The sequence below is a fragment of the Streptomyces sp. NPDC014734 genome (assembly GCF_043083325.1).
Classification (GTDB): Bacteria; Actinomycetota; Actinomycetes; order Streptomycetales; family Streptomycetaceae; genus Streptomyces.
This window is the reverse complement of the sequence record NZ_JBIBYN010000032.1, coordinates 39079-65070: the sequence shown is the minus strand read 5'-3', so window position 1 is coordinate 65070 and position 25992 is coordinate 39079. Positions and strand designations below refer to the sequence as shown.

Below are 25992 nucleotides of genomic sequence, written 5' to 3'. Positions count from 1 at the left end.
CCACACGAGTGGCGGTGTAATAGCGTCGGATGGTGTGATCGTCATTCGGCCATTGGCCGAGGATCACCGCAGGAACATCGGACGCCGTTTCGGGGGACTTCATGGGCTTTGACGACGAATGGGCGCAGCTGCGCGGGCAGGCCGCGGCGCGGCAGGGCACCCACACGCAGCTGAACGGCACGGGTGACGGCCCGTCGGCCGGTGGTCCCGGCGGTCTCGGCGGCGGCCAGGACTTCGCGTCGACACCTGCCGAGAAGAAGGCCGCGGCGAACACGATCGAGACCGAGCTGGAGCCCAACACCAAGAAGGCCACCGACTGGGCGGACGAGACGTCCAAGGCGGCCGTCGGCGAGTTCACCGAATGGGACACCGGGGCCGGCATCAAGAAGGTCATGGAGACGTGGGACAAGCAGGTCAAGGTGCTGATGGGACGGCTGTCCACGGAGAAGGGCGCGCTGCGCGGCGCCTCCGGTCTCTTCGCCGGTAACGACGACCTGATCAAGTCGCAGTTCTCGCCGTTGCTGAAGCCTCAGTACGGCCCGTACGCCTCCGGGCTCGACGGGCTGTAGGGCTGACGGAGCCCGGGAGGGGCGGAGTGGCAAGCGGCGCGCGGCGTCGCGCGCCCGACCCCGTCGCACCCCGGGTGGTGCGGGCGTGCGCGCACCGTGGCGCCCGTCCGGGAAACGTCACGATGTGCTGGGGAAAGGATTCGAGGAGCATGCAACGGGCCCGAGGCGCACTCGGCACGGCCACGGCCGCGCTGCTGGTACTGGCATTCCTGGCCGGCTGCGGTGAGCGGCAGGACGGCACGGGAGCGGCGGCCGGGAGCGGCGGCGGTGCCGGGAGGGCCGGTGTTCCCTTGAGCGTCGACGGTCTGGTCGCGGTCGCGGACGACGTCGGTCCCGACGGCGCGGACCGCTGTCCCCTCCCGTACGACATGAAGAAGGCCGCCGACGCGGCAGGTCTGTCCGGGCGGGTGGGGACCGGCGCGCCGGACGGCGACGCCGGCACGAGGGCCGCCACCGCGGAGAGCGGGCACACCGCCGAGGCCGGTGGGGCGTTCGCCGTCAATCCCGGGGCCCTGGTCAGCTGTCTCTTCCACCTCGACGACGAGGCCGTCGAGGTCCACACCGTCGCCACCGAGAAGCCCCGGGCCGAGTCCGCGCTCGCACCGGTGATCATGAGCGCCGGAAGGTTGTCGCCGGACAGCGTCACCTCGTATCTGGAGCGCACCTCGGCCGGGCGGCCGGGTGAGCCGGTGGGCACCGATTCGGGTGGCTGCGCCACGGTGCGGCTGAAAGTCGTGGGGGACGGCGACGCCGCCCTGCTGGTGACGGCCGGGGACGCGGGGCGCACCGCTCTCACCGCGCGACAGGTCGACGCGCTGGCCCGGGCGCTCCACGCGCAGATCGCCTGACGGTACGACGAACCGAACAACCACGGGGGACACAGATGCTCACCTATCACGACGTGATGACCACCGACCTCGGTCGGCTGACCACGGCCGCGGGCAAGTGGGACGAAATGGCCGCGGAGATCAAGAAGGTCGCGGACCGCTACAAGGACAGCGTCCAGAAGATCACGCTCGGCTCGTCCTGGGCGGGTGTGAGCGCCCAGACCGCCCACACCAACTTCGCCGCCACCCAGTACGAGTACACGGCCGCCCAGACGGAGGCGAAGGCCATGGCGTCGCTGCTGCGCGACGCGCACGAGGACTTCGTGCGGCTGAAGAAGAACCTGGAGTCCAAGCGGGCGGATGCCATCAAGGCGGGGATGCGCGTCTCCGAGAGCGGAGTGGTCAGTTACGACTACGACAAGCTCACGCCGGGAGAGCGTTCCGCCATGCACCACGACCCGGACTTCGCGCAGAGCGTCAGCAAGGCCGTCACGTCCTGGACCGAGGCGATCGACGCGTGTGTCAAGGCGGTGGACGACGCCGACCGGGGGGCGAAGATCGCGCTCGACGCGGTGACCAAGGACGGCTACGGCGACAAGAACGACGAAACCCTCGGTGTCGGCTTCAACAATCACGCGTACGGCGACATCGAGAAGTACGAGGCGGAGAACACGGCGGACATCGCCACCCGGCTCAACAACGGCGAGAAGGTCTCCGACGCCGAGATCGCCGAGTTCCAGCGCGCGGTGCGGGACAACCACGGCGACAAGGCGTTCTCGCAGACGCTGCTGAACAGCCTGGGACCGGACGGTCTGATCAAGGTCACCAACCGGCTCAACGACCGCGCCTTTGACTCCGACAAGAAGCACAAGGGCCAGTACCTGGAGATCGAGAAGAACCTCGCGAACACGGTCGCCACAGCGACCAGGGTGCCCGGCAGCGTCAAGGACGCCCCGCCCGGATCGGCCGCGTTCAAGAAGTGGGTCAACAGCGAAGACGGCAGGTTCTACCGCGAGTTCACCAAGGACCTGCACGAGTCGGGGACGCACAACTACGGGAAGAACACGAACCCGTTGTACGGCTACCAGACCTTCGTCAGCATGATGCAGCGGGGCGACACGAAGTTCGACGACCAGTTCCTCTACGAGATGGGCGACAAGCTCATCCAGGCGGAGAAGGACCACAGCGGCATCTTCCAGAAGTGGGGCCCCGGTCACGACGGGATCCAGACGGATGCCGTCGACGGTCTGATGAGCGTGATGAGCAGGAACCCCGACGCCGCCACCGCCTTCTTCGACCCGGACGGCAACGGGACGGAGCCGAACCATGTCGGCAACGACCACCTGAAATACCTGGCGGGCAGCGGCGACGACTCCCGCACCTGGCCGCGGCACACCATCACCGGCATGACCGTGACCACGATGGACGATCCGATGAGCCGCGTGGGGCTCGGCGCCGCGCTCGAAGCCGCGGCCACCGGCCATGTGCCGCTGGGCCCCGGGCAGGACCCGTGGCCGGAGGCCGAGCACAACGAGTCGCAGGCGCGGGTCATGAACGGCATCCTGGAGCAGTTCACGCCGGAGAAGGGCACCGAGGCGTCCGTGCCGAAGAACCTGCAACTGCCCCTCGCCAACGCCCTTGGCGAATACGCCTCCGACACCCACGAGATCATCAGCGAGACGTCGGGCGACTACATCCACAACCGGGCCGAGGGTTACTTCGTCGACGAGAACGGCCGGGGCCACCTCTCGGCCACGTCGAAGGATCTCATCCAGGTGATGCGCGGGCTCTCCGACGACCCGAACGCCTATGGCGCGCTCCACAAGGCCGAGGCACGTCACCTCAACGCCCTGCTGGACGACATCCCGAACGGGAAGACGGACTTCGACCACAGCGGCAGCCTCGGCGACGCGGGTGCGGTCCTCGGCGCGTACTCGGCGATTCGCGAGGACGTGATCAACGACGAGCGGATGAGCGAGTACAGCAAGGCCGACTGGAAGTCGAAGATGGCCTACCACGTGGTCGGCGGGGCCGTCACACCCCTCACCCTGCCGATCGGCGGAAGGGCCCTTCCCATCGGTGACGCGATTCAGCGCGGCGTGGACACCTGGGCCTGGGAATGGGGCAACCAGATGAAGGGCGAGGCCGACGTCAAGGCGAACGCCGCGATCGCGGACGAGTATCTCGATGCGTCCATGCAGGTCAACGAGACCCTCGACGGCTGGGCCGTGGGGCGTGACGACATCGACACGAACACCGATGACGGCAAGGCGAAACTCAGGACGCTTAACCGGCTCATGCTCAACGGGCGGACGACCGGCAGCACCCAGGCCCACAAGTACCTGACCGACACCACCAACTGACCGCCCCGAGCAACACGTCCCCGGCCCCGCCGGTCGCTCCCACCTGCCGCGGAGGAACATCCCATGTCCGAACCGCCCACCGACAAGCGGCGCAGTCGCCGCCCTCTGTACGCGGTCACCGCTGCCCTGCTCGCCGTCGTCCTGGCCGGGGGGGCGTGGTTCCTGCTCGGGCGGGAGCGACCGGCCGACTGCGACGCCCTCGTCAAGGACGATCGTGTCGAGTCCGCGCTCGGGTCGCACCACTCGACGAACATGAGCTGCGCGGATCTGGGCACCGCGATGCGGGTCACCACCGGAGGAACCGCGCCGCACACACGGGCCCGGGCCGAGAGCATGAGGAAGATCCTGCTCGCGGTGAACGACACCCTCACCGAAGACGACCGGCCCCTCGCCGCGGAAATCCGGCTGCCGCTCGCCGAATCCCTGGCGGGCTACGCGAACGACACCCAGGAGATCCTGGAGGGCACCGACTCCGACTACGTTCGGAAGGTCTTCCCGGACAGCCCCGCCTGGGAGGACGAAACCGGCTACCACTTCTCGGTTTCCCAGAACGACCTCGTCCGCGTACTGCGGGCCGTCTCGGAGGAACCGGCGGCGTACGCAGCCCTGCGTGACGCCCAGACCCAATGGGCGGCGACGCAGCTCGGACAACTGACCGGCAAGGTGAGCGACAGCGCCCTGACGGCACCGGTCGTCAACGCGTCGGCCCTCGCCGGCTACGACGCTGTCGCGGCCGACGTGGTGCGGGACAAGGGAGCGTCCGCCTCAGCGCAGTGGGAGGACGCGGTGTACGCTGCCCTGCGCCGCCCCGGGGCGGCGGTCCCCCGGTCCGCGCTGTCCGACCGCATCGCCGAGGAATGGCGGGCGTCGCTGGCATCGGTGCCGGCCGAGAAGCGGACAGACCACCTCCGTGAGCAGAGCACGTTCATGTTCACCACCTGGGCCGGGGCGGTGGGGATGGACCGCGGCCGGGCGAAACCGGTGGAGGAGCACTGCCGCCGTACCGGTCAGGACCGGTACCAGTGGTTCGCCTACCGGCTGCAAGAGCTCTGACGACCCGTCACCCCGGCGTGCGGGCCGGGCGACTGGGCCGTGTCTGACCATTCCACGCGGGCGGGCGCCGCCCCGCACGGGACCTCGCCGCGTTACCGAAAGGCCCTGGTAGCTCCGCTACAAGGACTTCCCGGCGCCTTGCGACGCACCGCACAGGACGACGCCCGCTGATCCACGCGGAATGGTCGGACACGGCCTAGCACCGCCGCAGCGCACCTGTCCATCGTGGCCCCCGGCCCGGCCCGGCGGGCGATAGTCTGCGCGGGGCGAAGAACACGTTCCGCCGCAGGAGAGGAAAGGCACCTGATGGGCACTCAGCAGGAAAAGGACGAGCTCTACGCACTCGACATCTCGGGCGTCGAATGGCTGGGCGCGCCCGGCACCGAGGAGGCCGAGGAGCGTGTCGAGATCGCGCACCTGCCGGGCGGCGCGGTGGCGATGCGGTCCTCGCTCGACCCCGACACCGTGCTGCGGTACACCGAGGCGGAGTGGCGGGCCTTCGTCCTGGGCGCGCGGGACGGCGAGTTCGACCTGGAGTAGACGCGACGGGCGACCGTCGCGCCAGGACACGAGGAGGGGAGCACCCGGTTCGGGTGCTCCCCTCCTGTCGTGCACGTACCGGGCGGGTCAGAACGCCTCGGTGAATCCGCGCGAGGCCCTGAGGTCGGTGGCGCGGTAGCTGTCCTTGCCGGACTCGATGATCTTCGCCACCTCCGCCAGACGGTCCCTCATGTGTTCCGCCCGGCCCTTGTACTTCCTCTGCAGGGCTACGTACTCGCCGTGCGCCTCACCGTCCCAGGTGTCGGTGACGACCTTGAGCGCGGCGTCCATCTCCGTCAGGTCCTTGACGATGTTCTGCGACACCTGGCGAACGCGGTTCGCGATCTCCTGGACGCTCTCGTACCTGACCTTGGTGTTCGGGTCGTGGCCCATGGTTCTTCTCCTCGGTGCTCAGCGTGTGCGGAAGCGGGGTGCGTGCGGCGGTTCAGACGTTGTTCAGGCCGGAGGTGTTGCCTGCGCCGGCGCCGGACGCACCCTCCTTGACCCGGTTGAAGGCCGCACGGACGTCCTCGTCGTTGGCGTTGCTGAGGTTCTTGGTGCTGTCCACCGCGTTGTGCAGGACGTTGAGGAGCCGACGGATCGTGTCGTGGTCCTCGTTGATCATCAGCTGCGCGGAGGTGAATCCCGAGGCACCGACACCGGTCCATCCGGCGCCGACCGTGGCGAGGATGTCGGCGAGTTCCCGGGACTGGCGGGAGACGGCTTGGCCGGTCTCGACGATCTTGTTCTTCGCCTGGACGATCGGATCGTCGGCAAGTCCGAAGCCGCCTGCGGGGTTGGTCATCCGGAGGTCCTATCTCTCAGTTCCCTGGCCCGTCCGCACCATGCGGCCGGACCCTTCCTGTCCCCCGTGTGCTCCGGCAAAGGAGTGGGGAGAGCGCGGGGCCGGGTAGCGCACCGTCGGCATTTCCGCGCTCCGAAATCGGACTCGGCCACTTCTCGTTCCCCCGTCACACACGTGAAGTTCGCTACCACCCTAGTCAATTCGACCGCTCACCCCAACTGTGGTTCCCGGGAGGAAAGCGGCCCGGCGGACGGGCGTGTCATCCCCGGGCGCGTCTGCGGCGGGCATCCCGCAGCACGGTCGCGGTCCCGGCGATCACACTGACCAGTACGGCCGCCACGGCCAGCACGTAGGTGGCGTACCGCTCGCTGCGTTCCTGTCCGGTCTCCGAAAGGGAGAACTGGGCAGGTTCGGGTGCCGGGGCCGGTGGCGGCGCCGGGTCGGCGTGCGGGGCCGCCTGCGGGCCGTCGTCGCTGGTCACGGCGCGGACCGGGTCGACAACACCCCAGCCGACGAACGCGTCGTGACCGGCGATCGAGCGTTCGGCGGTCTGCTCGATCCGGGCCACGATCTGGGACGCCGTCCACTTCGGGTACTTGGCGCGCAGCAGTGCGGCGACCCCGGCGACGTACGGGGCGGAGAAACTTGTGCCGTTGTCGGTGCACTGGCCGTTGCCGGGGACGGTGGAGACGATGTCGACGCCGGGTGCGGCGACCCCGACGAAGTCGCCGGCCTGGGAGAAGGGGGCGCGTTCGTTGTTGCGGTCGGAGGAGGCGACGGCGAGGACCCCGTCGAACGCGGCGGGATAGGTGCGCTTCAGCTTGCCGTCCATGCCGTCGTTGCCCGCGGAGGCCACCACCACGATCTCCTTGGCGAGCGCCCGGGCCACGGCCCTGCCCAGCGGCGACGTCTCGGTCAGCGGCTTCGTGGTGTCCTGCGAGATGTTGATGACGTCGGCCTCCTTGGCGATCGCGTGGTCGATCGCGGTGGCCATGGTGGTGTCCTTGCCGCTGTTCTTCTCGTCGTTCTGGCGGATCGGGATGATGGTGGCCTCGGGGGCCAGTCCGACGAAGCCGGTGCCCTTGCGGGGGCGGGCGGCGATGATGCCGGCGACCTTGGTGCCGTGGCCCACCTCGTCGGTCGTCCCGTCGCCCTTGCCGCCCTTGAGGAGGTCGGTTCCCGCCGAGGTGTCGACGGCCGTCCTGAGCTGTGGGTTGGCCTTGTCCACACCGGTGTCGATGACGGCGACGCGCACCCCCTTGCCCTTGGTGTCCTGCCACAGTTCGTCCAGCAGGACGCGTTGCAGGGACCAGGGCCGCCCCTCGTACTGCTGCTTCATCGGGAAGGTGCACTCGCCGCTGCCGTCTGTCTTCACGCCGCTGCCGGGGCCCTCGGTGCCCTCGGCGTGCGCGACCGGGGGCACCGTCCACGCGGTCAGTGCGGTCGCCGCGGCGACGATCGCGGCCGACAGGCCCTTCCTGCGGTACGACATCTCTCCCTCTCCCCCGGTTCCCTCGATGCGCACGACGCCCCGGGACGTCATGAACCCTGGGGCTGGCGGGCGCTGTTGGTGTCGAGCCGGGGCCCCTTGGACAGGAACTCCGACCAGACGATCGGCACCAGGGCGGGAGCCACCTTCTCGTAGCCGAGCCGGCTCTGCGCCTGGCTGGGCTCGGGGCGCCCGTCCGACTGCTTCTGCTCGTCGCCGGTGCCGATGTCGGAGCGCTGCGCGTCGCTGTCGCCGTTCGCCTGGACCGCGTAGCGCAGTCCGGTGTCGGTGACCAGGAAGAGCGAGCCGTCGGGGCTGGTCTGCCGGCCCCGGACCTGGGTGTAGAGCAGGCCGCTGCCGGGCGTGACGTACGTGCTGGTGCCCCCGGCGCTGATGGTGGCCGGGTACGAGGTGCCCGCCCAGGTGCTCAGCGTGGTGCGGCCGGATCCGTCGACCTTGCGCAGCACGTTGCAGATGGTGTCGCGGGCGGCGCCGCCGTCGGTCGCGTTCACCTGGACGGCCTTGCGGGCCGGCCAGTGCGCGGCCTGACCGGCGAAGGTCTCGGGGTCGGGCACGAAGTTCTGCAGGCCGACGGCGCGCGCCTCGCTCTCCAGGTCGAGATCCGCCGTCTGCGGCGAGTTGATGAGCAGCCAGGCGGTGAACTCGGAGACGGGCTGCACCTTTTTGTCGAGGACGACGTAGTAACGGGTGCCCTCGCCGGTCTTGGTCCGCAGGACCATACCGATCTTGTTCTCGTCGCCGGACAACTGGCCCTCGACGCCCGCGGGGGCGCCGACGTCGCCCGGGATCCTCGGGAAGACGATCGGGCTGCCGTCGTGAAGGGTGGCCAGCCAGTCGTCGGTGACGGACTGCGGCTGCCTGCTGCCGACCAGTGCGTTGGTCAGATGACCGTTGTCGGCCGCCGTCTCGTCGATGCGGTACTTGGTGCCCTGCGCGTCGACGAGGTAGCGGGTGTGGTCCTGGCCCTGGACGTAGAGCGCCTGACCGCCGGAGAGCCTGCTCCTGCCCTCGGTCAGCTTGTCGTCGCGCGCGCCGAAGACGAACGTGGCCTTCTGCACGGAGTTGCCCTTGCCGCCGGGCTGTACGCAGACGGCCCAACGCTTGGCCGTCCCCGCGTCCTTCGCGTCGGGCAGTCGCTCGGGGGCGTACGGGATGCCGAGGATCGGCCCGCGCGGCGGCTTGCCCGCGTCCAGGACGTCGTCGGCGACCTGGATGACGTCGTAGTCCTGCGGGTTGAGGAGCAGTCGGGCGGAGGCGAGGTTCAGCACCGGGTGCAGCAGCGTCTTCTTCTGCTTGCCCTTGCCGGTGGTGAGCACCACGTAGCGGGTCGTCGACTTCTTGCCGACGATCACCTTGGTGCCGGGCTTGTCCCAGTCCTTGGGCGCGGTGGGCTTGAACATGCCGAACGCGCCGAAGCCCGCGACGACCAGCGCGCCGACGACGACACTCGGCAGGACCGCGCGCAGCGGTCGCGGAGCGCCCTCGTCGGAGCCGGTGGCCGAGGGCTGGAGGAATGCCGCCACCGTGCGTTTCTTCGCAAAGGTGTATGCGTTGAGCTCATCCCGCCGTGATGCCATGAGTCGCTTTTCTCCCGTGTCTCCCCGCGCGACACCGGGGCGATCGCGTCCCCGGGCCCGTGCCGGGCCCGCGACGCCGGACCTCGGTGCCGGACCGGCCCCCTACTATGCCTGCTGGCCGTCGGCGGCGATGGGGCGGGTAGGGTGATCCAGCCGCCGGAGCCCGTTCGGGACAGGCGGAATACGGGTGGAGTTGGGGACTGATGAACGGGGGGAATGCCGGAATGACGGCTTCCGCTACATCGACGCGTCCGGCCGGGAACACGCGCACCGCCGCGGCCCCCCCGACCGGGGGCCGACCGTCCTCCCGCCGCTCCTCACGAGGGTCCGACGAAGCGGCCGCCGCCCGACGGAGCGGCCCGACCGGACAGTTCGGCTCATTCCGATTGCAACAGTTCGTCCTGCTGGAGATCGCGGCGGCACTGCTGCTCGCCGCCTGGGTGATCGAGCCCCTGCTGCTCGTCCCGGCCGGTGTGGTAGCCGCGCTCCTGGTGCCACTGGCCGTCGTGCGCAGACACCGCCGCTCGCTCCCCGAGTGGCTGAGCACGGTTCTCGCGTTGCGCACGCGTGCGCGCAGGGCCAACTCCTTCGAACTGCCCCCGGGCACGGAGCCGGGCATCGCACCCGTCGTGGAGTGCGACCCCGCCCTGCGCACCTACGCGTTCAGCGACCGCGACCGGCGGCCGGTGGGCATGATCGGTGACGGCACGTTCGTCACCGCCGTCCTGCGGGTGGAACCCGACGACTCCGCGCTCCGGCCCGACCGGTCCGCCCGGCCGCTGCCCCTGGCCCTCGTCCGGGACGTGCTCGAAGTCGACGGCATCCGGCTGGAGTCGGCGCAGATCGTGCAGCACACCCAGCCGGCGCCCGCCCCGCACCTGCCCCAGCAGTCCGTCGCCGCCCGCAACTACGCGCCGCTGCAGGCCCAGACGGGTTCACCGGCCGTACGGATCACCTGGATCGCGCTGAAACTCGATCCGGAACTCTGCCCGGAGGCGGTGCGGGCGCGGGGCGGGGGCCTCGCCGGTGCGCAGAAGTGCGTGGTGCGGGCCGCGGACCAGCTGTCCAGCAGGCTGGCCGGGGCCGGTTTCCGCGCGACGGTGCTGACCGAGCAGGAGCTGACGTCCGCGATCGCGACCTCGGTCTGCGCCAGCGCGTCGGCCATGGCGCAGGCGGGCCGGAACGGGACACCGGCGCGACGCACCGAGGAGACGTCCCGCACCTGGCGTTGCGACGACCGCCGGCACACCACCTACTGGGTGGCGCGCTGGCCCCAGTTCGGAGGCAACGGCGGAGCGGCGATGCCGCAGTTCGTCGCCCTGCTCACCTCCATGCCGGCCCTCGCCACCACGTTCAGCCTCACCCTGGGACACGGCGAGCGACAGGGGGCCTCCATCGCCGGACACATCCGGATCACCGGGCGCAGCGACGAGGAACTGCTGGGCGCGCGCCATGAGTTGGAGCGCGCCGCCCGGGGCGTGAAGGCCTCGCTGGTCCGCCTCGACCGCGAGCAGCTGCCCGGGGTTCTCGCCACACTGCCGCTCGGGGGTACGCGCTGATGTCCGCATTCACGGGTGCTCGCGCCCGACTCGGTTTCGGTCTGATCGGCCCGCGTCGCGGACGGCAGACGGTGCCGCTCGACCAGTTGGCCTCGCTCGCGCTGCCGGTCGGGGACGACGGCGTGGTGATCGGTGTGGACGCCAGGAGTCGTCCCGCCGTGCTCGGTGTCAACCGGCCGACCCCGTACGAGGTGACACTGATCGGCGGGTTGTGGACGGCGCAGGTGCTCGCGCTGCGGGCGGCGGCGACCGGGGCCCGGATCGTCGTGGAGACGGGGCGGGGCCAGGCGTGGACGGCGCTCGCGCACGCCGCGGGGGGCGGTCAGCCGTGCGTCACCCTGCACGACGTGGGAAGGGTGCCGCCGCAGGGGCCGTCGGCGGGTTCACCGGTGGTCGTGGTGCGCGACTGCGGCATGCGCCCGCCGCGCGGGCGGGTGGTGTCCGGTCCCTGGCAGTCGGTGCTGACTCTCCTGCCCTACCTGAGCCCGGTGGCACCGAGGTTGATGGAGAAGTCGTCCCTGGTCGGTGTGCAACGGGTGTCTCCCGACGAAGCCGCGCAGATCGGCCGGATACTGAACCTTCCGGACGCCGAGACGCAGGCGTTGTCGACCCTGGCGGACGGGGTGACTCTCTGGTGCTCGGACCGCGACCGGCAGTTCGTGATGACTCAGGCGACCGATGCCGAGACCGGTCTGCTCGGTGGCGCGCGCCGGATGGACTGACGCCCCGGCCCATCTCCCCGTTCCGCATGGAGAGTTCAGCGTTCCGTCAGCAGATGTACATCTTTGACCGGTTCGCCCTTCGTGCTGTGTCGCACTCGGTCCGCTTGTGTGGCCTCGCGTAACACACGGGACAATTCTTGCGGTGGCGTACGGCCTGCCGGAGGGAGCCCCATGACGATTAGGGTGGGTCCGGGCGCGGCAGAAGAACCTGCGGGCAGGCGATGCGCGCCCCAGGGGGAGAGCCGGGCGCTCGGCAGGACGGAAACGGTCGCCCCCACCCATCAAGGCACAAGGGTGCTCGACCACACCAGGAGGCAAAGTGAACGGCGATCGGGACGAGATCCGCGGGGGCTGGGACAAGCCCGTCGACGAGTCGTCCGACGCGGAGCCCGCCGAGATGACGGGTGAGTTCACCATCGACTACACCCCGCCCGCCTGGTACACGCAGAACGCGCCGGGGGACTCGTCGGGCGGCGCCGGAACACATCTCGCGCCGCCTCCTCCGCCCAGTGGGGCGCCGCTCTCCCTGCCCGCGCCGCCGGCCGGAAGTGGTTTCGAGCGCGACTGGGCCCCCGTGCCGCCATCGGCGCCGGACCCGGCTCCCGTCCCGGCTCCCGTCACGGCCGCCGACCCGGTCCGTCCCCCCGCCCCCGCCGCCGCGCGGGACACGGCGGAGGGAACTGCGGACGGGGCGGCGGAGCCGTTCGGGGGCGGCGATGTGGAGAGCGGCGCGACCATGCGGTTCTCGCCTGCCGCGTTGAAGCAGGAGATCGCCGAACACGAGGAGGCGTCGCGGCAGGGGGACGGGGACGGCTCGGCCCCCGTTTCGCCGTCCGCGGTCACCGGCACCGGAGTCGTCGCCGATGCCGAAGCGGGTTCCACCGAGGAGACCGGCACCGGCGGCGACGGTTCCGGCGCCCGTCCCGCCCTCTCCGGTTCGGCGGGGTCGGCCGCCGACGCACCGGTCGCCCCCGGCACGGACGTCACCGACACGTCTGCCCCCGGTACGTCCGCCGGTGCGAACGCCGCCGGTGCGAACGCCGCCGGTGCGAACGCCGCCGCGGACACTTCCGCAGCCGTCCCGGCGGACGGCGACGCGGCCACGGACGGCGCCCCGGAGGGGACGGCGGACGCCGCACCGTCCGACGCCGTCGCGCCGACGGAGCCCCAGGACACACCGCCCGCGGGCGCGGCCCCGGACGCACCCGCGCCCGCGCCCATGTCCTGGGCGCCCGCCCCTCCTCAGGGTGGTCTGCCGCCGCTGCCGCCCACCTTCCAGCCCGCGACACCGCAGCCCCACGCACCGCAGTCCGCACCCCAGTGGCCCGCTTCGGGGCAGACGCCGCAGGGCCCCGGCGGCTACGGATTCCCGCAGGCCGGTGCGGGCCAGGTCCCGCCTCCGCCGCAGGGCGGCTACGGATTCCCGCAGCAACCCGCTCCCCCGGCCCAGCAGGCACCGGCCCCGTACCCGGCGCAGGGCGGCTACGGATTCCCGCAGCAACCGCAGCCTCCTCAGGCGGCCCAGGAGCCCCAGACACCCGGGATGCCGCTTCCGCCTCAGGTCCCTCAAGCGCCCGGGGCACCGCAGTGGCCCGCGCAGCAGGGAGGCGTTCCTCCGCAGGCGCCCCAGATGCCTCACCCGCCTCAGGTGCCGGGGGCACCTCAGCCTCCCCACATTCCCCAGCAGCAGGTCCAGGGCACGCCGCCGCCCGCGCAGGCCGTCCCGCTGCCGCCCGCGCAGCAGCACCCGCAGCAACCGCCGCAGCCGCAGGAACCGGGGCAGCCGCAGGGGCCGGGGCAGCCCGTCGACCCGCGTACCGGAGCCGCCTGGCCGTCCCCGGTCACCCACGACCAGCGCGAGCGTTCCGTGCCAGGCGCCCCGCTCGGGTACACGGCGGCGGTGGAGCTCTCCTCCGACCGGCTGGTGCGGGGCAAGCAGAAGGCGAAGAGCAGCCGCACCCCGTCCGCCGCGTCCCGCTTCAAGCTGGGCGGCAAGAAGGAGGAGGCCGAGCGGCAGCGCAAGCTGGGGCTGATCCGTACACCGGTGCTGTCCTGCTACCGCATCGCGGTGATCAGTCTCAAGGGCGGCGTCGGCAAGACCACGACGACCACGGCCCTCGGCTCGACCCTGGCCACCGAACGGCAGGACAAGATCCTCGCCATCGACGCCAACCCCGACGCCGGCACCCTCGGGCGCCGGGTGCGCCGCGAGACCGGGGCCACGATCCGCGACCTGGTCCAGGCGATCCCGTACCTGAACTCGTACATGGACATCCGCCGCTTCACCTCGCAGGCGCCCTCCGGACTGGAGATCATCGCCAACGACGTGGACCCGGCGGTCTCCACGACGTTCAACGACGAGGACTACCGGCGCGCGATCGACGTGCTCGGCAAGCAGTACCCGATCATCCTCACCGACTCGGGCACCGGCCTGCTCTACAGCGCGATGCGCGGAGTGCTGGACCTCGCCGACCAGCTGATCATCATCTCGACGCCGTCGGTCGACGGCGCCTCCAGCGCGTCCACCACACTCGACTGGCTGTCGGCGCACGGGTACGCGGAGCTGGTCCAGCGCTCCATCACGGTCATCTCCGGTGTCCGCGAGACGGGCAAGATGATCAAGGTCGACGACATCGTGCAGCACTTCGAGACCCGCTGCCGGGGTGTCGTCGTCGTCCCGTTCGACGAGCACCTGGCCGCCGGGGCCGAGGTCGACCTCGACATGATGCGCCCCAAGACCCGCGACGCGTACTTCAACCTCTCCGCGATGGTCGCCGAGGACTTCGCCCGCGCCCAGCAGCAGCAGGGGCTCTGGACCGCGAACGGCTCCACCCCGCCGCCCCAGTACGCCCCGCCGATGCCCGGACAGCAGCAGTACGCACCGCAGCAGCCGGGACAGCAAGCGCCCTACCCGGAGCAGCCGGGACAGCAACAGGCGTACCCGCAGCAGCCGGGGCAGCAGTCGCCGCAACCGCCGTACCCTCAGCAGCCCCAGCAGCCGTACGGCGGTCAGCCGCAGCAGCCGTATCCGCCGCAGCCCGGCCCCGGCGCGCAACAGGGCGGCTGGCCGCAGCAACCGCCGTCAGCGCCTCAGCAGTAGGGCATCAGAGGTCTGAACCAATGAGGACCCGTACCGCCTCCGCGGTGCGGGTCCTTCCGGCATTCCCGCAGACCACACGCCGTTTCGACGACCGTTGACGCGGCTCGACCACCGCTGATAAACCTTCGCTTCACCAGCTGGCGAACCAGAGCTCAACCCGCCTTCTCCGTGCGAGTCCTGACGCGAGGTCCCTGACCATGGTCGAAAGAGTTCCACCACGCTCCACGCCGTCACGCCCACGCCTGCGTGTTCTGCTCGCCTCCGGCGCCGCCGCCCTGGCGCTGACCGCGGGTTCCGTCGTCCCGGGGGCGTCTCTCGGCGCCGCACCGCAGCAGGCGCGGGCCGCCGACAGCGGCACGTCCACACTGACCGTCGCCGTCGCCCAGAGCGTCGACTCCCTGAGCCCGTTCCTGGCGCAGAAGCTGCTCAGCACCAGCGTCTCCCGGCTCATGTACGACTTCCTGACGAACTACGACGTCAAGGACAGCCACCCGATCCCCGCGCTCGCCACCAAGTGGGAGCCCTCCCCGGACAAGCTGACCTGGACGTACACCATCCGCTCCGACTCCAAGTGGACGGACGGACAGCCGGTCACCGCCGAGGACGCGGCCTGGACGTTCAACACGATGATGACCGACGAGGGCGCCGCGCAGGCAAACGGCGGCTTCGTCACCAACTTCAGGAAGGTGACGGCCCTCAGCCCGACCGAGCTGGTCGTCGAGCTGAAGGAGCCGCAGGCCACCATGGCCGCGCTCGACGTGCCGATCGTCCCGAAGCACGTCTGGGAGAAGGCCGGCGACCTCTCCAAGTTCAACAACGACACGACGTTCCCGATCGTCGGCAACGGTCCGTTCGTCCTGACCGACTACAAGGTCGACCAGTACGTGAAGCTCAAGGCCAACAAGGACTACTGGCGCGGGAAGCCGAAGTTCGACGAGGTGGTCTTCAAGACGTACAAGGACCAGGACGCCGCGGTCGCCGCGCTGCGCAAGGGCGAGGTCTCCTTCGTCGCCGGCTCCCCCGCGCTGACGCCCGCCCAGGCCGCCTCCCTCAAGGGCGAGAAGAACGTCAAGGTCAATGAGGGACCCGGCCGCCGCTTCTTCGCGCTGGCCGTCAACCCCGGGGCCCAGACCAAGGACCGCAAGAAGTTCGGCGACGGCAACCCGGCCCTGCTCGACCAGAAGGTCCGCCAGGCCCTCTTCCTGTCCATCGACCGCAAGGCCCTCATCGACAAGGTCTTCCAGGGCCACGCGGTCGAGGGCCAGGGCTACATCCCGCCGCGCTTCCCCGAGTACCACTGGCAGCCCTCCGCCGAGCAGGCCCTCGCCCACGACCCGGCAAGGGCCGCGAGCCTCCTCGACGAGGCCGGATACCCGCTCAAGGACGGAAAGCGGGTCGGCAAGGACGGCAAACCGCTCGACCTGCGCATCCTCTGCCACGCCACGGACCCGAACGACAAGGCGATCGGGAAGTACCTCAAGGAGTGGTGGGGCAAGCTCGGCATCGGTCTCAAGGTCGACTGCCGCGACGACGTCTCCGTGCCCTGGTACGCCGGTGAGTACGACCTCGCCTTCGACGGCTGGTCCGTCAACCCGGACCCCGACTTCGTCCTCGGCATCCACACCTGCGCGGCGCTGCCCGTCAAGGCCAAGGAGAGCGCCACCACCGACAACTTCATCTGCGACAAGACCTACGACGAGCTCTACCGCAAGCAGCTCGCCGAGTACGACCCGGCCAAGCGCGCGGACCTGGTCAAGCAGATGCAGTCGTGGCTGTACGACTCCGGGTACATGAGCGTCATCGCGTACCCCAACGCGGTCGAGGCGTACCGCACCGACCAGATCAAGTCCATCACCACCATGCCGGAGGCCGCGGGCAACATCTACGGCCAGGACGGGTACTGGAGTTGGTGGTCGGCCGTTCCGGCGGGCGACGACGGTGCGAACGGGGCGGGCGGCTCCGGGTCGGACTCCGGCTCCACCGGTGTCGTCATCGGCATCGTCGCGGTGGTCGTCGTGCTCGCCGGGGGCGGACTGCTCCTCGCCAGGCGCCGCCGCACCACCGCGGACGACCGCGAGTGACGCCCCGGGGAGCGCGGAGGGGCGGAGCGGCGAGCCCGCCTCCTCCCGTTCCCCAGGCCGTGAGGACCGGTCACGAAAGACCGGCGGGCAGGCCCGGAGGCCGCCCGCCGGTCCCCGCGCAGCACGAGTAACGAGAGTTCCCCATGACAGCTGACAGCACTCCGGCGCTCGTACAGAACACGGACGCGGACACCGTCGGACCGGCCCCGGCCGGCCCGGCAGGTCCCCGCGGTCCACGGGCGCGCGACACCAAGGCCTATCTCCGGTACGTCGCGGCCAAGATCGGGGGCGCTGTCGTCTCCCTCTTCGCCGTACTGGTCACCAGCTTCTTCCTCTTCCGTCTCCTGCCCAACGACCCGGTCAAGCAGATGACCGGCGGTCGCCGCGTCTCCGCCGAACAACTCCAGTCGCTCCGGCACCAGTTCGGGCTGGACCAGCCGCTCTGGAAGCAGTTCACCAGTTATGTGGGCGACGCGCTGACCGGGGACTTCGGCGTCTCCTACCAGTTCCACACCCCCGTCATCGACAAGATCGTCGAGGCCCTCCCTGCGACACTGCTGCTCACCGGCACCGCCTACGTCCTCTACACCGCGCTCGGCATCTGGCTGGGCACCCGTACCGCCTGGCGCAACGGCTCCGTGAGCGACCGCTTCAACACCGCGTTCGCGCTGACCCTGTACTCGGTTCCGTCGTTCTGGCTGGGCCTGCTCCTGATCATCGTCTTCGCGGTGGGTGTCGGGCCGATCCCCGGGATGTTCCCGACCGGCGGCATGGAGTCGGGCGGCGAGAGCGGCTTCGGGTACGTCGTCGACGTGGCGCACCACCTGGTCCTGCCGGTGATCACACTCGTCGCGGTCGGGTACGCGCAGACACTCCTGGTGATGCGCTCCTCGCTGCTCGACGAGATGGGCAGCGACTACCTGACCACGGCCCGTGCGAAGGGGCTGCGCGACGACGTGGTGCGCCGCAGACACGCCGTGCCCAACGCGATGCTGCCGACGTTCACGCTGATGTTCGTGAACCTGGGGCATGTGGTCGCGGGGCAGATCCTCGTCGAGACGGTGTTCTCCTGGCCGGGCCTCGGCGGCCTCTTCTACCAGGCGCTCAGCGTGCCCGACCTGCCTCTCGTGCAGGCCCTGTTCTTCGTGTTCGCCACCGCGGTGATCCTGGCGAACACCCTTGCCGACGTGCTGTATCCGCTGCTCGATCCCCGGGTGGGCCGATGACGACCGAATCCATGCCCACGCCCACGAAGGCGGGCGCGGACGAGAACCCGCGCGCGCTGGCCCGGGCCCGCAAGCGGCAGTCCGCCGCCCGGTTCTGGCGGGAGTACCGGGGACACCGGGGCGGCCTGTGGGGGCTTGGCGCGCTCGTTCTGATCGCGCTGGTCGCCGTGTTCGCGCCCCAGCTCGTCGGTGCCGACTCGCAGAGCGTGACCGACGCCCCGGGCGGGCCGTTGGAGGCGCCGAGCGGCGCGTTCCCGCTCGGCACCGACCAGTTCGGGCGCAGTGTGCTGGCCCTGCTGGTGTGGGGGGCCAGGATCTCGTTGACGGTCGGTCTGCTCGCGGCCTTCCTGTGCGTCGCCATCGGTACGGTCGTCGGCATCGTCGCGGGGCACTTCCACGGCTGGTACTCGACGGTCCTGATGCGGATCACCGACTGGTTCCTGGTGATGCCGACCCTGGTCCTGGCCATCGCGCTCGCCACCGTGCTGGACCGTTCGATGTGGACGGTCATCATCGCGATCGGCGTCACGACCTGGCCGACCACGGCCCGCCTGGTCCGCGCCCAGACCCTGGCCGTGGAGTCCCGCCCGTACATCGAGCGGGCGCGGGCCCTGGGCGGCGGGCACGGGCACGTCATGGTGCGGCACGTCCTGCCGAACGTGATGCCGCTGGTGCTCGCCCAGACCACGCTGGTGATCTCCAGCGCCATTCTGACCGAGGCCACGCTCGCCTTCCTCGGCCTGAGCGACCCGACCGTCACCTCCTGGGGCGGCATGCTCCAGGACGCCCGCGAGGCGGGCGCGGTGAGTTCGGGCAACTGGTGGTACCTGGCCCCGCCCGGCATCGCCATCGCGCTGGTCGCCCTGGCGTTCACACTGTGCGGACGTGCCATCGAGGCCGTCCTCAATCCCAAGCTGGGGGTGGCCCGTTGAGTACCACGAGCAACCGCGAGGCACCGCTCCTCGACATCCGGGACCTCACGGTGACGTACGCCGGCGGGGCACGGGCCGTCCGCGGGGTGAACCTCACCGTCGAGGCCGGCCAGAAGCTCGGCATCGCCGGTGAGTCGGGCTGCGGGAAGTCGACCCTGGCGCTCGCGCTGCTGCGGCTGCTGCCCGCCGGGACGAAGGTCACCGGCGAGATCCTGCTGAACGGCGAGGACGTCCTCGCCATGAAGTGGGGCCGGGTCAGGGCGGTGCGCTGGGCGGGGGCGTCGATCGTCTTCCAGGGCGCCATGCACTCCCTGAACGCGGTGCACCGCATCGGGGACCAGATCGCCGAACCTATCCTGCTGCACGGGAGGGCGACCCGGGCCGCGGCGGCCCGCAGGGCCGGCGAGCTCCTGGAGCAGGTGGGTCTGCCGGCGGCCCGCGCGGACTCCTACCCGCACGAGTTGTCCGGCGGCCAGCGGCAGCGCGTGATGATCGCGATGGCGCTCGCCTGCGACCCGGGGCTGATCGTCGCGGACGAGCCGACCACGGCCCTCGACGTGATGATCCAGGCCCAGATCCTCCGGCTGATCGAGGAACTGGTGTCCGAGCAGGATCTCGGTCTGATGATGATCAGCCATGACCTCGCGGTGCTCTCGGACACCTGCGACCGGCTCGCGGTGATGTACGCGGGCCGGGTCGTGGAGGAGGGTCCGGCGTCCGAGGTCCACCGCGCCGCGCACCACCCGTACGCGAGGGCGCTGTCCGGCGCCTTCCCGCGCATCGGCGACCCGGCCTCCCGGTTCGCGCCCCGCGGACTGCCCGGCGACCCGCCGGACCCGTCGGCGCTGCCGGACGGCTGCACCTTCCACCCGCGCTGCCCCTCGGCGCTGGACTCCTGCGCGACGCGGGACCAAGAGCTGAGGGAGGCGGGGCCCGGGCGCCGGGCCGCGTGCGTGCTGGTGGAACCACCGGCAAGGGCCGCGGACCGGCCGGACGCCGAGGAAGCGAGGAACACACCATGACCACCACCCCGGCGCTGCTCAGCGCCCAGGACCTGAAGGTCGTCTTCCCGGGCCGGCGCGGGGCCGCCCCGGCGCACGCCGTGGACGGCGTCGATCTGGACATCAGGCCCGGAGAGATCGTCGCGCTGGTCGGCGAGTCCGGCTGCGGCAAGTCGACGCTGGCGCGCTCGCTGCTGGGCCTGGTGGAGCCGACGTCCGGGCGGGTGACCTTCGACGGCAGGCCGCTCGGCTACGGGAGCCGGGCGCTGAAGGCGTACCGCAAGCGGGTGCAACTGGTGCTCCAGGACCCGAGCGGTTCGCTCAACCCCCGGCACACGGTGTACGACGCCGTCGCCGAGGGGCTGCGCATCCACGGGTACGCGGGGAACGAGCGGGAGGCGGTGGCCGACGCCCTGTCGCGGGCGGGGCTGCGGCCTCCCGAGCGGTTCTTCCTGCGCTACCCGCACGAGCTGTCCGGCGGTCAGCGGCAGCGGGTCGTGATCGCGGGAGCCCTGGTGCTGGAGCCGGAACTCATCGTGGCCGACGAGCCGGTGGCCTCGCTGGACGCCTCGGTGCGCGGCGAGATCCTTGCCCTGCTGCTGCGGCTGCGGGACGAACTGGGCCTGTCCGCGCTGGTGGTCACGCACGATCTGGGGCTTGCCTGGAACATCGCGGACCGGGTCGCGGTGATGTATCTCGGGCGGATCGTGGAGACGGGCGAGGTGGAGCAGATCCTCACGGCTCCCCGCCACCCGTACACCCGGGCGCTGCTGTCGGTGCTGCCGGAGGCCGGAACCGATCCGGTGGTGCTGACGGGCGAGCCGCCGGACCCGTCCAGGGTCCCGTCCGGCTGCCGGTTCCACGCCCGCTGCCAGGTACTGGCGTCGGGCGAGGCGGAGCGGGCGGGCGTCGCCGAGGCGTGCCGCACGGAGGACCTTCCGGTGCTCTCGGGCGGCGGGCGGACCCAGGTGGCGTGCCACTGGGCGAACGCGGTGAAACCGCGGGGGTGAGAGCCTGTCGGGCGGCCTTCGACCGGAAGCGGACGGGGCATGGCGCGTGCGCTTCCAGGGCGCCGGGAGGGCCCGGTGGCGGAGCCGCTCGGTCATCCCGGCAACACCGGGAGCGTGCGCGCCAGGACGTGCCTGCCCGGTCAGGGGTCACCCGACGGGCTCTGAGGCGCGACGGCCGGGAGCCGGGACCCGCGGGTCGGTCCCGGCCCCCGGCCGCACGCCCCGGCGTGCCGGTGGGGGTGGCGGTCAGCCGCGCTCGTACGCGGCGACGAGCTCGCTGCACCGCTTCACGTCGGCGGCCATCGCCACCATCAGTTCGTCGACCGAGTCGAACTTCAGCATCCCGCGCACATACGCGAGGAAGTCCACCGAGACGTGGAGTCCGTACAGGTCGAGGCCGACGCGGTCGATCGCGTACGCCTCCACCGTCCGTTCCGTGGCGTCGAACTGCGGGTTGGTACCGACCGAGATCGCGGCGGGCATCGACTCGCCGTTCGCGTTGAGCCAGCCCGCGTAGACGCCGTCGGCGGGGATCGCGGTGTGCGGCAGCGTCTCCACGTTGGCGGTGGGGAAGCCGAGTTCACGGCCGCGCTGGGCGCCTCGCACCACGATGCCCTCGACGCGGTGCGGTCGGCCCAGGATCTCCGCGGCGCCCGCGACGTCGCCCTCGGCGACCAGCCGCCGGGTGAGGGTGGAGGAGAACGGCTCGCCGCCGCCCGCCTCACCGCTCACGGAGAGGTCGATGACCTCGACGCCGTAGTCGTAGGTGGCGCCGAACTCGGTGAGCAGTTGGACGTTCCCGGCCGCCCGGTGGCCGAAGCGGAAGTTCGGCCCCTCGATGACCAGGCGCGCGTGCAGCTTGTCGACGAGCACCTTCACGATGAAGTCGGCGGGTGCGAGCTTGGAGAACTCGTTGGTGAAGGGGAGCACGAGCACCGCGTCGACACCGAGATCGGCCATCAGTTCGGCGCGCCGGTGGTGCGGGGCGAGCAGCGGGGGGTGGCTGCCGGGGCGGACGACCTCGCTGGGGTGCGGGTCGAAGGTCACCACGACCGACGGCACGCCCAGCTCCCGCGCCCGCTCCACGGCGCGTCCGATGATCAGCTGGTGCCCGCGGTGCACCCCGTCGTAGGAACCGATGGTGACGACGCTGCGTCCCCAGTCCTCGGGGATGTCCTCCAAGCCACGCCAGCACTGCACTGTGACCGCTCCTCGCCCGAACCCGTGTACGTGAGATTGCCTGTTACGCAGGTCTAAGACTGCCATGCTCACGCCCCGCGGCCCGCATCGGCACCGGCTTCGGGGCCGTGGCCGACGTCACCGCGCCCCGCGCCCCGGGGCCCACGAGGGCCGCCCACTCCTGCGGCGCTCCGGCCAGCCAGTCGGCGATCAGGGCGGCGAAACCGGGTACGTCACGGGCCAGAGCGGCCAGCAGGCGGTCGAACCGGGCAGCGCCCTCGGGGGTGCGGACCAGCAGCGTTCCGGTGCGGTGGACCAGGGCACGGGTGCGGGCCGGGGAGCGCTCGGCGGCGCCGCCCGCGGCGGCCCGCAGCAGGGCTTCGAGCACCGCGGGATCGCGGTGGGCGCCCTGCTCGAAATCGAGCAGGACCTCCAGCAACTCGCCCCGCAGTCGCCCCGACGCCGGGCCGCCCGGCGCGGCGAGCACCCCGGCGAGCGCCGCGCGCACCGGCGGGGACACCGGACGCCCCCGCAGCAGCGCGGTCACCAGGGGCAGCAGCAGGGCGCGGGCGGCGGGGCCGTGCTCCAGCCTCCGGTCGACGTAGGCGGCCACGTCCGCGGCGCCGCCGGGGTGGGTCCCGGCGTACGCCCGGACCAGGTCGGCGGCGTGCAGGGCCGGTGTGGGATCGTCGATCCCGGCGAGCGCGCGCAGCACCTCCCCCGCTCCCCCGCCGGGCCGGACGAGCCGCTCCCGCAGTGCGGCGAGCACCTGCTCCCGGTGGGTGGGCAACGCCTCGGCGAGGACCTCGACGGGCAGCGGCGGCTCGCCCGCGACGAAGGCCCGCAGCGCCTGCCGGAGGCTGCGGTCCCTGGTTCGCGGGTCCCGGACGAGAAGGGTGAGCGCGGGTCCGTGCAGGGCCGTGTCACCGGGGCGTGCCAGCAGGGCGTCGGCGGCCGCGTGCAGCAGCCCGCGGTCGTCGTCGCGGGTGGCGTGGGCGGCTGTGAGCAGGGCGTACGAGGCCGCGGCGGCCCGACGGCCGGGGTGATCCTCGTCCCGGGCCCAGCGGTCGACGGCCCGGCACAGCGCGGACGGCTCGTCCTGTGCGAGGGCGGCGAGCAGTTCCCCGGCCCTGGGGTGGGCGGTCGAGACGAGCGTGTCGGTCAGGTCGTCGACGGCGAGGTCCCGGCGGGCGTGGAGCAGCGCCCGGGCGGCGTCGGCCACGGTGGGGTGCGGCCCGGCGCCGTCCCCGGCGGGCAGCGGGCGCTCGTCGGAGAACCAGGCGCAGAGCAGGGGCTGTACGGTCCGGGGCCGGTCGGCAAGAGAGCGGGCGACGGTGTCGAGGTACCGCTCGTCGGCATCGCCGCCGGGCCGTTCGTTCCGCGGACCGGCCCGGCGCGGCGGGTCGGCGGGGACGAGACGCCGCAGCAGGTCGATCCGGTCCGCTTCCGGCAGCTTGAGCCGCCGCCAGAACCACGGGCCGAACTCGGCGTACGTCCGCGGGGTCCCCGGCCCGTCCGTGGTGGTGTGCCGGACCACGAGGCCGGTGAGCAGCCGCAGCACCCCGAGATGGGGCCGGGCATCGGGTACCCGGAGCAGGGTCCGGGAGAGCAGGTGCGCCGCCCACCAGCGGGCGTCGTGCCGGGCGCGGTCCCCCGCGGCCGGTGCCGGACCGCGCGCCAGACGGTCCAGGGCCTCGATGAGGTCGGCGAGCCGGTGCGCCAGCGCATCGGGCCCCTGGCGGCGGCCCAGGAGCAACAGGGCCTGGATCACCGGTCCGGTCCGATGGCGCGGTACGGGCAGGGCGCGCGGTCCTCGTGCCGGTCCGGCCGCCGCCGTGTCCGGCGCGGACGGGTCGCCCGGCGTGCCGCCGTGGCCGACGCGCGTCCCGGCCGGCGTCCCGGTCCGCATCACCGTCGTCGGCGCCCCGGGGGCGGGCGGGCCGTCGTGGTGGTTCCGGGGCCGTCGCGGCCGCGGCACCCGGGGCCCGGTCGCCGCGGCCCCCGCCCTCGGGGCCCGTTGCGGCGCCCCGGTGTCCCTCCCCGGTGCCTCCCCCCGCCCCGCCGCCTTCTGGTGAACCTCGTGCTCCTCGTGCCGGCGGTGGACCAGGGCGTGCAGTGCCGCGTCCAGGTCCAGGTGGGCGCCCTGCACCCAGTCCCCCAGCTCCTCGTGGGCGAAGCGGTAGCCCGCGCCCGCCGGAACGATCAGGCCCTCGGCCAGGACCGCCGACGCCCAGCCCGTGCGCCAGGGGAAGACGTCCTCGAACGCCGCCCGGTCCAGTTCCCCCTGCCCGGGGCCGAGACAGCGCCGGGCCGCCTCGTGGACCTGTCCGGCCACCCGCGCGGCCAGGCGGCGGATCGCCGTGCCGCCGGGCGGCGGGCCCGAGTGGGCCGCGATGCGGACCGCGACGCGCAGGCACATCAGGTCCAGGTGGGCACCGAAGACGTCCTCCGTGTCCGGCCGCCCGGCGACGTCCGGGGGCAGGGCCTCGCGCACCTCCGCGAAGAGGCGCAGGGTGAGCGGGTGCCGGTCGTGGCCGGGGGCGAGCGCGCCCGGCGGGATGGTGTACCGCTCCCGGGCCCGTTCGGCCTGGGCCGCGGTGAGATCGCCGAGACGGACCGCGTACGGCGTGCGCCCGGCCGGCCCGGCGGGCCGGTGCAGCGCGCCGGGCGGACAGAGCGCGCCTGCCGTCTCCCAGTGCTCCGGCGAGCAGGCGACCACGAGCCGGGCGCCGTTCGCCCGCAGCCAGTCGACCGTCCCCGCCGTCCACCGGGCCGGGCCGTGGGCCAGTGCGGGCGGCATCTCCTCGGGGCCGTCCAGGAGGACGAGCAGCGGGCTGCCGCTCTCCGCTGCCAGCCGGGCCACCCGCTCGGGGGTCGCGTCGCCCGCCGCGTCGCCCCCGGACGGGGGCGGGCACGTCCGCCCGTCGGTCGCGACGATCCGCCCGGCCCGTCGCAGCGTCCGGGCTACCGCGTCGGCGACCGAGTCGTCGTCGGCCAGCAGGTCGGCGCCGCGCAGCCAGACCGTGGGGGCGGGAACCCGGCCCCGGGCCCGGCGGGCGGCGAGGGCGGCGAGTTCGGTGGACCGGCCGGAGCCCGGAGCTCCGACGAGGCCCAGCACGACGGCGGGTCCGTGCGTCGCGGACGGTGGGCAGGCGGGGAACGTGAAGGCGGTGAGTTCCGCGGTGATGCCCGGGCGTTCCACCGGGTCGGGGCAGCCGACCGGCCCGCCCGCCGCACCGAGCGACGTGGCCGTCAGTTGCAGGGCGCCCGCGAGATTCAGGTCGCGGGCGTATCCGGGCACGCCCGTGGCGTTGCGCCGCAGCAGCGCGCCCAGCGGACCGTCCGCGCCCGCGCGTCCGAGCGGCACCGCGAAGCCGGCGCCGGGGCGTCCGGCCCGCAGCGCGGTGCCCAGCACGGCGACGACCGCGCCGGTCTCCGGGTCGACGACGGGCCCGCCCACGGCCGTGCCGCGCAGCCGCAGCGCGTCCGCGCCGTCCGTGCCCAGCGCCAGTTCCAGCGCGCCGTCGATCCGATGGCACAGGCCGTTCGCCGTGTACGTCACCGGGGCCGTGCCGAGCACCCGTGCCTCGCGCCAGCCGTGGGCGGCGATCGTGACGTACGTCCCGGCGTCGATCCGGTCCCGCAGGGCGATCGGGGCGGGCTCCGCGCCGAGCGCGGACGGCCCTCCGGTGCGCAGCAGGGCGAGGTCCAGTCCGGGCAGTGCGACGACGTCGGCGGCGCCGACGCGGCAGTCGCGGCCGTCCGGTCCGCGCAGGACGACCTGGGTGAGGCCGTCGACGGCCTCGTGACTGGTCACCACCGTGCCGCGGTCGTCGGCGACGAATCCGGTACCCCGCGGCCGACCGACCGGATCGCAGATGCGTACCAGCGCCGGCCGGTCCTCGCTACCCATGGTCCGACGGTAGGTCGGCGAAGAT

19 protein-coding genes are annotated in these 25992 nt (G+C 72.2%); 13 read left to right on the top strand and 6 right to left on the bottom strand.

Annotation, left to right across the window (positions count from 1 at the left end; genetic code table 11):
• Window positions 1-101: 101 nt before the first annotated feature.
• The 5 genes from ACF1CT_RS33825 (at window position 102) to ACF1CT_RS33805 (ending at window position 5352) form a co-directional block, all read left to right on the top strand.
• Entirely contained in the window at window positions 102-569 is a 468-nt protein-coding gene (locus tag ACF1CT_RS33825) for a hypothetical protein (protein WP_391787849.1), read from the top strand.
• Between the two features lie 149 nt (window positions 570-718).
• Complete coding sequence (locus ACF1CT_RS33820; RefSeq protein ID WP_391787848.1) at window positions 719-1417, top strand: hypothetical protein; 699 nt, start codon at window positions 719-721, stop codon at window positions 1415-1417.
• Window positions 1418-1452: 35 nt separating this feature from the next.
• The gene (locus ACF1CT_RS33815; protein WP_391787847.1) at window positions 1453-3759 is read left to right on the top strand and encodes a hypothetical protein; all 2307 of its coding nucleotides are present in this window, start codon (window positions 1453-1455) and stop codon (window positions 3757-3759) included.
• Window positions 3760-3822: 63 nt separating this feature from the next.
• Window positions 3823-4812, top strand: a complete 990-nt coding sequence (locus ACF1CT_RS33810; protein ID WP_391787846.1) for a hypothetical protein — start codon at window positions 3823-3825, stop codon at window positions 4810-4812.
• A gap of 306 nt (window positions 4813-5118) precedes the next feature.
• The gene (locus tag ACF1CT_RS33805) at window positions 5119-5352 is read left to right on the top strand and encodes a DUF397 domain-containing protein (protein ID WP_391787845.1); all 234 of its coding nucleotides are present in this window, start codon (window positions 5119-5121) and stop codon (window positions 5350-5352) included.
• A gap of 87 nt (window positions 5353-5439) precedes the next feature.
• Here ACF1CT_RS33805 and ACF1CT_RS33800 read toward each other — a convergent pair whose 3' ends face one another.
• From ACF1CT_RS33800 to eccB, 4 genes are all read right to left on the bottom strand, one after another.
• On the bottom strand, window positions 5440-5745 hold the full coding sequence (locus ACF1CT_RS33800) for a WXG100 family type VII secretion target (RefSeq protein WP_391787844.1): 306 nt from the start codon (window positions 5743-5745) through the stop codon (window positions 5440-5442).
• Window positions 5746-5797: 52 nt separating this feature from the next.
• On the bottom strand, window positions 5798-6157 hold the full coding sequence (locus ACF1CT_RS33795) for a hypothetical protein (protein WP_391787843.1): 360 nt from the start codon (window positions 6155-6157) through the stop codon (window positions 5798-5800).
• Window positions 6158-6416: 259 nt separating this feature from the next.
• Window positions 6417-7649: a type VII secretion-associated serine protease mycosin gene (mycP, locus tag ACF1CT_RS33790; protein ID WP_391787842.1), complete on the bottom strand. Its 1233-nt coding sequence runs from the start codon at window positions 7647-7649 to the stop codon at window positions 6417-6419.
• Window positions 7650-7696: 47 nt separating this feature from the next.
• Complete coding sequence (gene eccB / locus ACF1CT_RS33785; RefSeq protein ID WP_391787841.1) at window positions 7697-9244, bottom strand: type VII secretion protein EccB; 1548 nt, start codon at window positions 9242-9244, stop codon at window positions 7697-7699.
• A gap of 224 nt (window positions 9245-9468) precedes the next feature.
• On the opposite strand from eccB, the gene eccE reads away from it, so the two are divergent.
• The 8 genes from eccE (at window position 9469) to ACF1CT_RS33745 (ending at window position 20875) form a co-directional block, all read left to right on the top strand.
• The gene (gene eccE / locus ACF1CT_RS33780) at window positions 9469-10803 is read left to right on the top strand and encodes a type VII secretion protein EccE (RefSeq protein WP_391787840.1); all 1335 of its coding nucleotides are present in this window, start codon (window positions 9469-9471) and stop codon (window positions 10801-10803) included.
• Window positions 10803-11525, top strand: a complete 723-nt coding sequence (locus tag ACF1CT_RS33775) for a hypothetical protein (RefSeq protein WP_391787839.1) — start codon at window positions 10803-10805, stop codon at window positions 11523-11525. Before eccE ends, ACF1CT_RS33775 begins: the two co-directional genes overlap by 1 nt.
• A 319-nt stretch (window positions 11526-11844) precedes the next feature.
• The gene (locus ACF1CT_RS33770; protein WP_391787838.1) at window positions 11845-14625 is read left to right on the top strand and encodes an SCO5717 family growth-regulating ATPase; all 2781 of its coding nucleotides are present in this window, start codon (window positions 11845-11847) and stop codon (window positions 14623-14625) included.
• A 197-nt stretch (window positions 14626-14822) separates the two neighbouring features.
• A complete protein-coding gene (locus ACF1CT_RS33765; RefSeq protein WP_391787837.1) occupies window positions 14823-16706 on the top strand; it encodes an ABC transporter substrate-binding protein in 1884 nt (627 codons plus the stop codon).
• 143 nt (window positions 16707-16849) lie between these two features.
• Window positions 16850-17932, top strand: coding sequence for an ABC transporter permease (locus ACF1CT_RS33760; RefSeq protein ID WP_391787836.1), 1083 nt, complete (start codon window positions 16850-16852; stop codon window positions 17930-17932).
• On the top strand, window positions 17929-18864 hold the full coding sequence (locus tag ACF1CT_RS33755) for an ABC transporter permease (RefSeq protein ID WP_391787835.1): 936 nt from the start codon (window positions 17929-17931) through the stop codon (window positions 18862-18864). Before ACF1CT_RS33760 ends, ACF1CT_RS33755 begins: the two co-directional genes overlap by 4 nt.
• Window positions 18861-19886, top strand: coding sequence for an ABC transporter ATP-binding protein (locus tag ACF1CT_RS33750; RefSeq protein WP_391787834.1), 1026 nt, complete (start codon window positions 18861-18863; stop codon window positions 19884-19886). The genes ACF1CT_RS33755 and ACF1CT_RS33750 overlap by 4 nt, the downstream gene beginning before the upstream one ends.
• Window positions 19883-20875: an oligopeptide/dipeptide ABC transporter ATP-binding protein gene (locus ACF1CT_RS33745; protein WP_391787833.1), complete on the top strand. Its 993-nt coding sequence runs from the start codon at window positions 19883-19885 to the stop codon at window positions 20873-20875. The genes ACF1CT_RS33750 and ACF1CT_RS33745 overlap by 4 nt, the downstream gene beginning before the upstream one ends.
• Window positions 20876-21121: 246 nt before the next feature.
• Here the strand turns inward: ACF1CT_RS33745 and ACF1CT_RS33740 are convergent, their stop codons facing one another.
• The gene (locus tag ACF1CT_RS33740) at window positions 21122-22075 is read right to left on the bottom strand and encodes a bifunctional riboflavin kinase/FAD synthetase (protein ID WP_391787832.1); all 954 of its coding nucleotides are present in this window, start codon (window positions 22073-22075) and stop codon (window positions 21122-21124) included.
• Window positions 22076-22118: 43 nt separating this feature from the next.
• Window positions 22119-25967, bottom strand: coding sequence for a trypsin-like peptidase domain-containing protein (locus tag ACF1CT_RS33735; protein ID WP_391787831.1), 3849 nt, complete (start codon window positions 25965-25967; stop codon window positions 22119-22121).
• Window positions 25968-25992: the final 25 nt, after the last annotated feature.

Coding starts and splice junctions, on each gene's coding strand:
- ACF1CT_RS33825 (WP_391787849.1), top strand. CDS start 102: ATGGGCTTTGACGACGAATGGGCGCAGCTGCGCGGGCAGGCCGCGGCG.
- ACF1CT_RS33820 (WP_391787848.1), top strand. CDS start 719: ATGCAACGGGCCCGAGGCGCACTCGGCACGGCCACGGCCGCGCTGCTG.
- ACF1CT_RS33815 (WP_391787847.1), top strand. CDS start 1,453: ATGCTCACCTATCACGACGTGATGACCACCGACCTCGGTCGGCTGACC.
- ACF1CT_RS33810 (WP_391787846.1), top strand. CDS start 3,823: ATGTCCGAACCGCCCACCGACAAGCGGCGCAGTCGCCGCCCTCTGTAC.
- ACF1CT_RS33805 (WP_391787845.1), top strand. CDS start 5,119: ATGGGCACTCAGCAGGAAAAGGACGAGCTCTACGCACTCGACATCTCG.
- ACF1CT_RS33800 (WP_391787844.1), bottom strand. CDS start 5,745: ATGGGCCACGACCCGAACACCAAGGTCAGGTACGAGAGCGTCCAGGAG.
- ACF1CT_RS33795 (WP_391787843.1), bottom strand. CDS start 6,157: ATGACCAACCCCGCAGGCGGCTTCGGACTTGCCGACGATCCGATCGTC.
- mycP (WP_391787842.1), bottom strand. CDS start 7,649: ATGTCGTACCGCAGGAAGGGCCTGTCGGCCGCGATCGTCGCCGCGGCG.
- eccB (WP_391787841.1), bottom strand. CDS start 9,244: ATGGCATCACGGCGGGATGAGCTCAACGCATACACCTTTGCGAAGAAA.
- eccE (WP_391787840.1), top strand. CDS start 9,469: ATGACGGCTTCCGCTACATCGACGCGTCCGGCCGGGAACACGCGCACC.
- ACF1CT_RS33775 (WP_391787839.1), top strand. CDS start 10,803: ATGTCCGCATTCACGGGTGCTCGCGCCCGACTCGGTTTCGGTCTGATC.
- ACF1CT_RS33765 (WP_391787837.1), top strand. CDS start 14,823: ATGGTCGAAAGAGTTCCACCACGCTCCACGCCGTCACGCCCACGCCTG.
- ACF1CT_RS33760 (WP_391787836.1), top strand. CDS start 16,850: ATGACAGCTGACAGCACTCCGGCGCTCGTACAGAACACGGACGCGGAC.
- ACF1CT_RS33755 (WP_391787835.1), top strand. CDS start 17,929: ATGACGACCGAATCCATGCCCACGCCCACGAAGGCGGGCGCGGACGAG.
- ACF1CT_RS33745 (WP_391787833.1), top strand. CDS start 19,883: ATGACCACCACCCCGGCGCTGCTCAGCGCCCAGGACCTGAAGGTCGTC.
- ACF1CT_RS33735 (WP_391787831.1), bottom strand. CDS start 25,967: ATGGGTAGCGAGGACCGGCCGGCGCTGGTACGCATCTGCGATCCGGTC.